9 protein-coding genes and 4 pseudogenes are annotated in these 11,380 nt (G+C 62.6%); 4 read left to right on the forward strand and 9 right to left on the reverse strand.

Features of this window, described 5'->3' with window-relative positions:
* The coding region (locus BMY22_RS21330; RefSeq protein ID WP_143068585.1) for a transposase domain-containing protein at nucleotides 1–293 on the forward strand (293 nt) is incomplete at its 5' end.
* Between the two features lie 46 nt (nucleotides 294–339).
* Here BMY22_RS21330 and BMY22_RS21335 read toward each other — a convergent pair.
* From BMY22_RS21335 to BMY22_RS21365, 8 genes and pseudogenes are all read right to left on the reverse strand, one after another.
* A pseudogene (locus BMY22_RS21335) lies at nucleotides 340–1,194 on the reverse strand (Tn3 family transposase); the annotation flags it as partial.
* A 543-nt stretch (nucleotides 1,195–1,737) separates the two neighbouring features.
* Nucleotides 1,738–2,622, reverse strand: coding sequence for a replication protein RepA (locus BMY22_RS21340; protein ID WP_244158954.1), 885 nt, complete (start codon nucleotides 2,620–2,622; stop codon nucleotides 1,738–1,740).
* A gap of 109 nt (nucleotides 2,623–2,731) precedes the next feature.
* Nucleotides 2,732–3,274 (reverse strand): annotated as a pseudogene (locus BMY22_RS21345) (electron transfer flavoprotein subunit alpha/FixB family protein); the annotation flags it as partial.
* Nucleotides 3,274–4,023, reverse strand: a complete 750-nt coding sequence (locus BMY22_RS21350) for an electron transfer flavoprotein subunit beta/FixA family protein (RefSeq protein WP_090625273.1) — start codon at nucleotides 4,021–4,023, stop codon at nucleotides 3,274–3,276. The pseudogene BMY22_RS21345 and the gene BMY22_RS21350, both read right to left, overlap by 1 nt.
* Nucleotides 4,024–4,122: 99 nt before the next feature.
* Nucleotides 4,123–4,290, reverse strand: coding sequence for a hypothetical protein (locus BMY22_RS24520; RefSeq protein ID WP_167363785.1), 168 nt, complete (start codon nucleotides 4,288–4,290; stop codon nucleotides 4,123–4,125).
* Nucleotides 4,291–4,346: 56 nt separating this feature from the next.
* On the reverse strand, nucleotides 4,347–5,312 hold the full coding sequence (locus BMY22_RS21355) for an enoyl-CoA hydratase-related protein (RefSeq protein WP_208599365.1): 966 nt from the start codon (nucleotides 5,310–5,312) through the stop codon (nucleotides 4,347–4,349).
* 122 nt (nucleotides 5,313–5,434) lie between these two features.
* The gene (gene bktB / locus BMY22_RS21360; RefSeq protein ID WP_090625274.1) at nucleotides 5,435–6,622 is read right to left on the reverse strand and encodes a beta-ketothiolase BktB; all 1,188 of its coding nucleotides are present in this window, start codon (nucleotides 6,620–6,622) and stop codon (nucleotides 5,435–5,437) included.
* 97 nt (nucleotides 6,623–6,719) lie between these two features.
* Nucleotides 6,720–7,784, reverse strand: a complete 1,065-nt coding sequence (locus tag BMY22_RS21365; RefSeq protein ID WP_208599366.1) for an NAD(P)-dependent alcohol dehydrogenase — start codon at nucleotides 7,782–7,784, stop codon at nucleotides 6,720–6,722.
* 306 nt (nucleotides 7,785–8,090) lie between these two features.
* Here BMY22_RS21365 and BMY22_RS21370 point away from each other — a divergent pair, with 306 nt between their 5' ends.
* The 3 genes and pseudogenes from BMY22_RS21370 to BMY22_RS21380 all read left to right on the forward strand — a co-directional run bounded on the left by BMY22_RS21370 (nucleotide 8,091) and on the right by BMY22_RS21380 (nucleotide 10,060).
* Nucleotides 8,091–8,360: a hypothetical protein gene (locus tag BMY22_RS21370; protein ID WP_090625276.1), complete on the forward strand. Its 270-nt coding sequence runs from the start codon at nucleotides 8,091–8,093 to the stop codon at nucleotides 8,358–8,360.
* 32 nt (nucleotides 8,361–8,392) lie between these two features.
* Nucleotides 8,393–8,755, forward strand: a pseudogene (locus BMY22_RS21375) (transposase); the annotation flags it as partial.
* Nucleotides 8,734–10,060: pseudogene (locus BMY22_RS21380) on the forward strand (IS4 family transposase). The pseudogenes BMY22_RS21375 and BMY22_RS21380, both read left to right, overlap by 22 nt.
* 63 nt (nucleotides 10,061–10,123) lie before the next feature.
* Here BMY22_RS21380 and BMY22_RS21385 read toward each other — a convergent pair.
* The coding region (locus BMY22_RS21385; protein ID WP_143068586.1) for an OprD family porin at nucleotides 10,124–11,380 on the reverse strand (1,257 nt) is incomplete at its 5' end.

Genomic DNA, 11,380 nt, shown 5'->3' on the forward strand with positions numbered 1-11,380 from the left:
GGAGCCGGCTCATCCGCTATACCGAGGCGGGCTACCTGCCGATCGACAACAACCGTGCCGAACGGGCTATTCGCCCGTTCGTCATCGGGCGCAAGGCCTGGCTGTTCAGCGACACGCCCAAAGGCGCGACGGCCAGCGCGCAGCTCTACAGCCTGGTGGAAACCGCCAGGGCCAACGGGCAGGAGCCCTACGCCTGGCTGCGCCACATCCTCGAGCGGTTGCCGGCAGCGCAAAGCGTCGAAGACTACGAGGCGCTGCTGCCGTGGAACTGCACTCCGACGGCGCCACTGTAAAAGACCGGCTCGGCCGTTAACAGACGGGGTTCATGGATCACTTACGGTTGTACCAGGTGACGCCCCAGCCGGTGCCGAAATACTTCGGGTTGGGACCGGCATGCACGGTGCGCACGGGCACGACGAAACGCATGCCATCGGTGGAGGCCACCTCGCCACCGCCCCAGAGCTGGGCCAGTTCCAGTTGGCTTTGCGCACCCACCAGAATGGCGTTGGTCGCCGCCAGGGTTTCGTCGCGAAGGTAGTTCTGGCTAACCTAGGACAGCCGGTCACGGCGCAGTGCCGGATTGTCGGTGCGGATCAACGGCTCCAGGCCGGTGTTGCAGGCTCCGCCCAGCAGCACCGCGCAGAGGCTGGTGACCAGGTTGTCGGCCCGCGCGTTGCGTTCGGACACGTGGGTGAACGCCTCGGCGAAGCCGGTGCGGGCGGCGATCTCCAGCAGGATCTCCGGCAGATCGACACGCGGCATCAGGTCGGCCACGGCCGCCCGCAGTTGTAGCAGCGAGTTCGGCTCCTCCAGCTTGTCCAGCGCGCCGAGCGACAGCTCGGTCTTGCCCTCGGCGTTCTCGCTCAGTTGGATAGCCGGGTTGTCGGGCAGGCGGGCGGCCACCGCCCGCCTGGTGGCGTCCAGCTCGGCGGTCAGCGCCTCCAGAGTGGTTCCGGCGTCGATGGTCAGGCCCAATGAGCGGCAGATGATCGGCCGCGCCGCCAGCCATTCGGCGCCATCGAGCAGGCCAAGGCGCGGATCGGCATAGCGCCAACTGGGCGAGACGAACACATCGCGGCGGCGCAGTGCGGTGCGTAGCGCATCGAGGGTGCAGAACATGTAGGCACTCATGTCGAGCGAGCCGTCCTCGCGGGTGACGTGCTTCTGCCAAGCCTTGGCCACGATCTGCTGCGGACAGTGCCGCTTGGCCCGTTGATCCTGTGGGCAAGCGCGCAAAGCGCGTTTGTCCACAAGTCCATAGGGTAATTACAAGAGCTTTTTTATAGGCAAAAATTAAAGGTATACCTTACAGGTTTAGGGGGGGTGTGATTTATCACCAAAAGGAGGGTGTGATTTATCACCGATTGGGGTGTGATTTATCACCGAAATCTATGCCCAGGGGGGTGCGATTTATCGTGGGTAACTTTTCATCCAACATGGGGTAGAACAAGCAGTCGTGTCACCAGCCGCCGTTGCGCTGTCGGAAAACCAAATTAGCCAGGTTTCCGGCTGTTCAGGCAATCCGACAGTGTTTGCTGCACAGATTTTCCTCGCTGCTTTCGACTCGCTTAGGTGTCTGTATCGGAAAACAGATGTTTGGCGACAGCACGCGCCAATGCAGGAGTTCCCTCAGATGGCGGCTGGTGACACGACTGCTTATTCTACCCCAACATGCGGTGTAGCCACATTGACGTATTTCACAGGCAGGGGGGGGATTTATCACCGTGCCGACAGATATCAGTCCACCCTGTACGGGACAGGGGGCTGTGAGCCCATTAGCAGAAGACCGCCATTGACTTGCTTGACGTTCGCTTTCGGGTAAACCGCCTTCACCTTATCCAGCGCTGGCAAAAACTGCTTCTTGAAATCCTTGTCTGGGTCTTTGCCGGAATACTCTTGGGCGAACTGCTCGCGCAGCGCTTTCCAGTGCAGCACCATGCCACGACCCTCGATGCGATGCAGGCGGTGAGCCAGCCAGGCATAAACGTCGAGCTGCAGGGCTGACCCTTTGAGTGCTTGCAGGGCTCGCGCATCAAGCGGGACCGCACTTTCCAGCAGCGATGACAGGTAAGCATCGGTCAGGACCATGACGCCAGGCCAAAGGCTTGGCTGTCGGTCATTGTGGTTGGCTATCCAGGTATCGAATTGCTCGACGGGAGCTCCGTTGAACGTCCGCCCTTTGAAGCCAAGCTGCAGATGGCATGCTGCCAAGGCGTGCATTTGTGTGCGCAGGGTCTTATAGCGTGCGCCCTGCTTCTCCATCCCCATCAGCCGCAGGAACTCAGCCGCGCTGCTGCCTATCGGTATCTCGCGCGTCTTGTGGCGGACTGCATAGGTAGAGACCCAAGCCAAAGCCAGGCGCGGCATCGGGCCGTAGGGGATCGGCTGCATGACAGGCCCGTTCCCCTCGTCCAACCAGCCAGCCTGAATATTGATCCAGGCTGCACCGGACTGGCGCATGAACTCGCGATCTTCGACTTTTGAGCGCGGCAGGCCAACCTGGCATAGGACAGCATGCGTAAATGCCATGTCATCGCCGCTTGGCGGTGTCCCTTCGATAACAGCTGCCTTATCAAGCAGCTTCTCTTCCTGCTTGCTCAGTTCCATCGGCTTGCGCGGCACCACGCCTCCTGAGATAGATCTAAACACAGTTCTGGTCTGGCTATACCGAGCTGATCTGACAGCTCCTCTAATGGCGAAGCGCAAGATAACGCGCCCCTCAGATCATAAAATCCGCTACAGGGGCAGGTTCAAAGGCGTTGTACACGGTGCCGAGGCTCCCGATGGTGGCGCTGCCGCCCTCGGCCGGCAGCGGGTCGAAGGCGCTGGCGCGCACCGTGGCGACCACCACCGGGTCGAGCGACTGCACGGTGGCGATGGCGTTGCCGGCATAGATCGGCCGGCGGAAGGTGTTCGGCGAAACGACGCCGACGATGTCGGAGAGCTGGGCCACGTCGAGCAGCGTGGCGACCCGCGGCATCAGGTTCTTGCCGGCCGAGCCGGCGGGCGCGAGCAGGTGCGAATAGGTCTTGCCCAGCGCGGCGACCAGCCGGGAGAGGTTTTCCGCCAGTTGGTGCTCGTAGACGGCGGCATCGGCGACCAGCACCTTGCTCACGCCGGGGATGGCGGCGGCTTGGGCGGCGACGGCGCCGCAGGCCAGGCCGGCGACCAGCAGATGTACCTCGCCGCCTAGCAGCGCCGCGGCGCCCAGGGTGTTCAGGGTGGCGCCCTTGAGGGTGCGGTTGTCGTGTTCGGCAATGACAAGAATGGCCATCAGATCACCTTCGCTTTGCTCTTCAGTTTTTCCACCAGATTGCTCACGCTGCCGACCTTGATGCCGCCCTGGCGCTCGGCCGGCGCCTCGACCTTGAGCAGGCGGGTATGGGCCTTGAGCGCCACGCCGAGCTCGGTAGGGGTCTTCACCTCCAGCGGCTTCTTCTTCGCCTTCATGGTGTTCGGCAAGGAGGCGTAGCGCGGCTCGTTGAGGCGCAGATCGGTGGTGACGATCGCCGGCAGGGCCAGCGACAGCGTCTGCAGGCCGCCGTCGATCTCGCGGGTGACCCTCAGGCGGTCCTCCTGAAGGGCGAGCGCCGAGGCGAAGGTGGCCTGCGGCCAGTCCAGCAGGGCAGCGAGCATCTGCCCGGTCTGGTTGTTGTCGCCGTCGATGGACTGCTTGCCGAGGATCACCAGCTCGGGCTGCTCCGCCTCGACCACCTTGGCGAGCAGCTTGGCGACTACCAGGGATTCGGGCTGCTCGGCGACGTCGATCTGGATGCCGCGGTCGGCGCCCAGGGCCAGGGCGGTGCGGATCTGCTCCTGGCAGGCCGCAGGACCGACCGAGACGGCGACGATCTCGGTCGCGAGGCCGGCTTCCTTGAGGCGCACGGCCGCTTCCACGGCGATCTCGCAGAAGGGGTTCATGGCCATCTTGACGTTGGCCAGGTCGACGTCGCTCTGGTCGGCCTTCACCCGCACCTTGATGTTGTAGTCGATCACCCGTTTGACGGTTACCAGTACTTTCATTGCGCAAGTCCCCGCTGGGGCGGCCTCCGTGGGTCGCCCGCTCTTGTTGTGGTTCTTGTCAGCGGCGTCCCGGCGGGACGCCGTTCCCGTGGCGCAGAATCAGAACTGCTCGTCGGCCAGCGCCATGATGCTGCCGCTGCCGGCGCGGATCGCCGCCAGCAGGGCCTGAATGCGTGGCAACAGCTGCTCGGTGTAGAGGGGTGTTGTCGGCAGTTCCTGAGCGACAGAGCCAAGCTGACCTAAACCAGCCGCTACACTCCGTGCCATCAATAAAGATGGATATGGTCACTCATTGTTGTTTTCGCGTTGATCAGCACAACAGCTCAGAAGTACCCCCGACCGGCGGCTAGGCGGGTGCAGAAATCTCCCTTCAATTCCGAGTTTTTTTGCGTGCTAACTGGTCGCCGAGGAACAGTCCGACCAAGGCATGGGCGGCATCGGATTTTCGCCAGCGCCGCAAAGGTGCGCGCCTCGACCTCCAGGGCCTCGTCTAGCGGCAGCACAGCCTGCCGGACGACCGCTGCGAGGATCGCCTCTGGCGCCGGATAGTGAGGGGCAAGCTTCCCTGCGTGGTGGTGCTGCACAGCGGCCAGCAACGCCTGGTTCTCTGGAGTCACACGGTGGGGCTGCTGCTTGCGGGCGCGGTAGACGGCGACCGGCAGCTCACCGTTGGCCGCCATTCTCAGCAGGTTCAGCGCGGAGCCGCGTAGCTTGTCGGCAGCGACAATACGGTCGACCGCACCCTGCTCCAGCGCCAGGGCTGGGCTATGCGGATTGCCGGTGAGCAGCCAGTCGAGCGCCATCTCGGCACCGATTAGCCGGCTCAGGCGCACGGTGCCGCCACAGCAGGGACAGACGCCCAGACTCACCTCCGGAAGGCCGACCCGGGCGTCTGCCGCCAGGATCCGGAAGTCGGCCGCCAGCGCCAGCTCGAAGCCGCCACCCAGCGCCAAGCCGTTCACCGCCGCTACGGTCGGGAACGGCAGATTTTCTAGGGCACTGAACAGCGCTTGTCCCCGGCGCACCCACTCCAGTAGCTCACCTCCGCTACGGGAGAAAGCCGCGGTGAACTCGGTTATATCGGCGCCGACGCTGAATGCGGGCTTAGCGCTGGCGATCAGCAGGCCCTCAATCTCATGGCTGTGGCGCTCGAGTAGCCGGACGACCTCGGCCAGCTCGCCCAGGGTCAGGCTGTCCAGCTTGTTGACGGAGGAGCCCTGCAAGTCGAGGGTCAGCTCGACCAGTCCCGCCTCCAGTGCCTTGAGGCGCATCGCCTTGCCGTTGTACATGCCGTGAACTCCTTGTTTTGTTGTTCTTGGTTCGCGGCCGCTCGGGCCGCACTCCCTCGGACCGTCGCCCGCGGCGACAGCCGGATCGTTGGATTTTGAGAAAGGGGCGCGGCCGGGAAGGGTTAGTCGCGCTGCAGGAGCACCGCTATGCCTTGGCCGCCGCCGATGCACAGGCTGACGATGGCGTAGCGGCCTTGGACGCGGGCAAGTTCATAGAGCGCCTTCACCGTCACCATGGCCCCGGTGGCGCCGATCGGGTGGCCAAGGGAAATGCCGCTGCCGTTGGGGTTGAGGCGCTCGCGCGGCAGATCGAGTTCCTGGGCGACGGCCAGAGCTTGGGCGGCGAAGGCCTCGTTGACCTCGAAGACGTCGATGTCGCCGACGCCCAGGCCGTTGCGCTCGAGCAACTGGCGGATGGCCGGAACCGGGCCGATGCCCATGATGCTGGGATCGACGCCGACCACCGCATAATCGACCAATCGGGCCATGATGGTCCTGCCCTCGGCTTCGGCCCTAGCGCGCTCCATCAGTACCAGCGCGGCGGCACCGTCGTTGAGTCCGGAAGCGTTGCCAGCGGTGACCGTACCGCCCTGCCTGAACGCCGGGCGTAGCCCCTCGAGGTCGGCAAGGCTGTAGCCGTGGCGGACGTGCTCGTCGGTGTCGAACAGGGTAGTGCCCTTGCGGCCCTTCAGCTCGATGGGAAGAATTTGATCCTTGAAATGCCCCTGCTCGATGGCCCGCTGGGCGCGGTTGTGGCTCTCGACGGCCAGTGCATCCTGCTGCTCGCGGCTGATGCCGAACTTCGCGGCGACGTTCTCCGCGGTCACGCCCATGTGATAGCGGTTGATCGGGCAGGTCAGGGCGCCGACCATGGGATCGACGGTTGCCCCGTCACCCATCCGCTGGCCGAAGCGCGCCGTGGGCAGGTGATAGGGCGCCAGGCTCATGGACTCGGCGCCGCCGGCCACCGCCACATCGCAGAGACCGAGTTGGATCTGCTGGGCAGCGCTCACCACTGCCTGCAGGCCGCTGCCGCACAGGCGGTTGACGGTCAGCGCCGGGGTGTGCTCGGAGAGGCCGCCCCGGATTGCCGCCACGCGGCTCAGGTACATGTCGACCGGCTCGGTGTGGATGACGTTGCCGAACACACAGTGACCGACGCTGGCCGCATCGATCCCTGCCCGGCGCACCGCCTCGGCGACCATCAGGCCGGCCAGCTCGCTGGGCCGGTGGCTCTTCAGGCTGCCACCGAAATCGCCGATGGCCGTGCGGACCCCGCTGACGATGACCACTTCTTGTTGTTTTTGCATGACGATCTCCAAATTGATAATCAGGTTCGGCTCCCTGGCTACGGAGCCTCCGGAAAAATTGCGGGTGGTTCACCATTTTGGTCAGAACCGAAGGGAGTCAGTCGAAATGAATGACCGGCTTGATGATCCCATCAGTCTTGGTGGTCATCATTTCCAGCGCCTTGTAAACTTCGGAGAATTTAAAGTGATGAGTTGTAAGTTTGGTTGGATCAATGCGACCATTCTGAATTAGCCTCAACAGGCGTTTCATTCGCTCGCTACCGCCAGGGCAGAGTAAGGTAGTAATGGTTTTTTCTGCCATGCCAACTCCCCAGTCGAGCCGAGGAATATTTATGTAGTCGCCGTGACTAAAGTAGCCAATGTTCGAAATTATACCACCGGGGCGAGCCACCTTTACACAGCTCTCAAAGGTTGATTGAGTGCCGAGTGCATCCATGGCGGCATCAGTACCTTGGCCATTAGTTAGTCTAAGTATTTCAGCAATCGGATCTTTCTCTTTGAAGTTGATCGTTATATCAGCACCGTAGAACTTGGCAAGCTCAAGCCGAGATGGGACACAATCGACCGCAATCACAAGGCCAGCTCCGAGCATGCGAGTGCCTGCTATAGCCATCAGACCCACCGGTCCCATTCCAAAAATAACTCCGGAACCGCCTAGAGGGATGCGCGCATTTTCGGCACCCTTAAACCCTGTGGACATCATGTCGGTTGTGTAGCAGGCGGCCTCATCTGATACCTCATCGGGGATCAGCGCTAGGTTGGCTTCAGCATCGTTCAGATGGAAATATTCGGCCATGTTGCCATCTTTTTGGGTTGTGAACTTATAGCCACCCAGCATTGTGCCACATTGTGAGGTGAAACCCCGTTGACAGTTCTCGCATTTGTAGCAAGGTGTAATTGCATTCACGGCAACACGGTCGCCAATTTTAAATCCTTTTACAGCGCTACCCAATTCGTGAATCACGCCTACTGCTTCGTGACCCAAGATTCTATCGGAGATATCCCCTAGCCCACCAGAAACTGTATGTACGTCCGACGTGCAGACCATCGCAATAGTTGTTTTGATAACTGCGTCATTGGGTCCGGCGGTTGGGATAGGACGCTCAAGAATTGCGACGTCATTCAAGCCGCGCATCACCAATGCTTTCATTTTTTTGCTCATTTTCATCCTGATAGTTGAGAGGTGTATTTTTTGTTGAATATTTTATTGTGCCTGGAGTCTATAGGTAGGCTTGGTATTTTTTAAGGCAATTGTCATGCCGGGCATGCGTATATATCAGGATTGGTTTGAATTTCTCACTAAATACAATAACTTGCTAAGTACAAGGGTAATTGTGGCCAATATGCTCTGTACGAATTTCGAACGCTGCTCGATCATTGAAGTTTTGATACCGTACGGTAGAGGAAATCCTGAAAAAGACTTCCCGATTCTGGTGAAATACACCCGCCCCCTTGCCCGAGTTTCCCGATGAAGCAACTCCAGTGCGCGGCAAGTGAACCGCCCCAAGAGCACTTCGTAGACTCAGGGTACATCGATGCCGATTTGTTGGTGAGCAGCCAGCGTGACCACGGCGTGTCGCTGCAAGCCCCCGTGCGAGGCCTGTCGACGTGGGCCTCCAGAGCTGATTACGGCTATGGCCTGCCCAACTTCTCGATTGACAGGGAACGCGAACAGGTCACCAGTCCGCAAGGCAAGGTATCGGTCGTATGGACAACCAAGCAGGAGGCGAGCAGGTAAACTCGTTGGGGTAGCCTGAGTTCAGCGGGCATGCCGAACTCGAGGTGGAGCGCACGGCCAGGCCGGGCAGCACGGTCGGGGCGGACAAGCGCTATGACCAGCAGGTCTTTGTCCAGGGTGCGCGCAAACTGAAGGTGGCGCCGCATGTGGCACAGAAAGCCAAGAGCAGCGCCATCGATGGGCGAACCACGCGTCATGAGGGATACGCGATCAGCCTGAAGATCCGCAAGCGGATCGAGAAGGGTTTTGGCTGGCTGAAGACGGTGAGAGGTCTGCGCAAGACCAAGCTGATCGGCCGGGCGAAGCTGAGTGCCCAACTGCTGCTGGGCTTCTCGGTCTACAACCTGATCCGCCTGGGGAGCCTGTCGGGCTGGTGGCGAGGCTTGCATGTATAGGGCAAGTTGCGCCCGGAAAACGCCGAAAGGCGTGGAACGACGTGTTCGAGGCCAACCGGCAGCGCCAGTATCCCCGCGAGCTGCTGTTTTCCACCGTCGTCGAGCTGATGTCGCTGGTTTCCCTGGGGTTGCGCCCTTCGCTGCATGCCGCCGCGCGCCATATGGACAACTTGCCGGTGACCGTGACGGCCCTGTACGACAAGGTCAGCCGCACCGAGCCCGCGTTGCTGCGGGCGTTGGTGCGCGGCAGCGCCGAACGGCTGGCACCGGTCGTCTCGGAACTGGGCGGCGCGCCCTGCCTGCCGGGCTGGCAACTGCGCATTGTCGATGGCAACCACCTGCCGGCCACGGAAAAGCGGCTCAAGCCTCTGCGCAACCAGCGCGCCGCCGCCCTGCCGGGACATTCGCGGGTGGTTTACGATCCCGACCTGGATCGGGTCGTCGACCTGCAGGCCTGCGAGGACGCCTATGAAAGCGAGCGCACCGGTGTCTTGCCGCTGCTGGATGGTGCCGGCCCGGGACAACTGTGGATAGCCGACCGGCATTTCTGCACGCGAGCGATTCTCCAGCGCTGCCAGGACGCTCAGGCGGCCTTCATCGTCCGCCAGCACGCCAGGCATCCCCCCCTCGTTCGGGAAGGCACCTGGCAGGACGGCGGGAGGACGGCAACGGGGCGAACGCGCGAGCAGGCCATCGGGGTGGACGAAGGGCTGCCGCCGTGGCGGCGTATCGAGCTGCAGCTGGATACGCCGAGCGAGTCGGGCGAGTCCGTCCTTTGGCTGTGGAGCAACCTGCCCGCGACGATCGACGCCCGGCAGATTGCCGACCTGTACCGTCGGCGCTGGCGTATCGAGGGAATGTTCCAGCGCCTGAAGTCGGTCCTGCAGAGCGAGATCCGCAGCCTGGGCCATCCCCGGGCGGCGCTGCTGGGGTTTGCCGTGGCGGTGCTGGCCTACAACCTCCTGGCGGTGCTCAAGCGCAGCGTGGAACAGGCACATCGCGAACGGCTTCCCGAGGGCTGGGAGGCGTCCCCCTACCACCTGGCGGTGCAGGTCAGAAGCCGTTACGAGGGGATGCTCGTCGCGCTGGCGGTGGAGCACTGGCCCGCCTGGGCCGACGATTCGGCCAACACACTGGCACAGCGCCTGTTGGCATTGGCACGACATATCAAGCCCCGCCAGGTGGCCACCAGCAAGCGGGGCCACCAAGGTGGATAAGCCCAAGGCCTGGGTCGATGCCGCGACGGCTCGCGCCCATGTCTCCACCGACCGTCTCATCAAGGCCTCGAAAGGCAAAAGACCTTGAAAGGGGTGCCTGTTACAACTTAAAAAAGCGCCTGCGGGGAAACCGGCAGGCGCAAGGGCCTGTTCAGAACAAGCGTATGCCGAGGGGGTATTCGAAGATCAGGCGCAGCTCGTTGAGGTTGGACTCGGCGGTATGGTCGCCGCCGACCCGGTGGGTGGCGTGCCAGACGCGAAAGTTGAGATCCTTGGCCGGACCGCTCTGCACCACGTAGCCGACCCAGATGTCGTTCTCCCAGTGGCGGCCGTGGCTAGTGCTCTGGTAAGCGGCGTAGTGCGACCCGGCATGGGTGCCGTCGATGTTGGTGCCGCGCATGTAGCGAGTGGTGAAGGTCAGGCCGGGAATCCCGAGGCCGACGAAATCGTAGTCGTAGCGCCCCATCCACACCCGCTCGTGGGGGCTATTGAAGTCGGAGGACTGGGAGGCGGTATCCAGGTAGAAGTCCCAGGTGTTCCACACGTAGTCGAAGGGCGTGTCGCCGTGGATCTCGGTGTGCGCCACGGTGAAGCCGTGGGCACCGGTATTCAGGCCGACGTAGGCGCTCCAGGAGTCGTTGTTGATGTCGCCCATCAGCGACTGGCCGGTGTCGCGGGTGCGGTAGTACTTGGCGCCGGCCTTGACGGTAAGCCCCTCGCGCAGCGGCTGCTTCCAGTCGAAGCCGAGGAATAGCTGGTTCCAGATGTCGTCGAGCCGGCCGTGGTGCGCCCGCAGGAGCAGCTGATCGTTGGCCTGGTAGTCGGCGCCGAAATAGACGAAATCGTTGGCGTCCTTGAAACGTCCGCCGTAGGCGGTCCCCAGGTCGCCCCCGTGGGCGGTGGCGGTACGGTCGGCACTGGATTCCAGCTTGCCGGCCTGCAGGGTCAGACCCTTGATCGAAGTGTTCATCACGTTACCGCCGCGAAAGCTCTGCGGCAGCAGGCGGATGTCGCTGGCGTTGACCACCGGGGTGGCCGGACGGACGTCGCCGTAGCGCAGCACGGTATCGTCGAACAGACGCACCTTCAGCGCGACGTCGGCACGGCCGAACTGGCTCTTGGGCTTGCCGTCGAAGTCGTAGCCGCGCCGCGGGATGATGCCGTTACCCGCCATGCCGTTGCCGACCCGCCCGTCGCCGCCGTCCATCTTGAAGCCGAACTGGCCGCGCACGTCCAGGCCGAAACCCACCACCCCGGGCGTGAAGCCGGACTCGAAGTTGGCGATCACGCCGTGCGCCCACTCGGCGCGCAGGTGCTTCTTCTCGCCGGTCTGCGGGTTGTTGAAGGTGTCGCCATGGCGGAAGTCCTGGCTGAAGTAGATGTTGCGGTTGAGCACATTCACGGTCGC

Origin of the sequence: Azotobacter beijerinckii (assembly GCF_900110885.1) — a bacterium.
Taxonomy (GTDB): Bacteria; Pseudomonadota; Gammaproteobacteria; order Pseudomonadales; family Pseudomonadaceae; genus Azotobacter; species Azotobacter beijerinckii.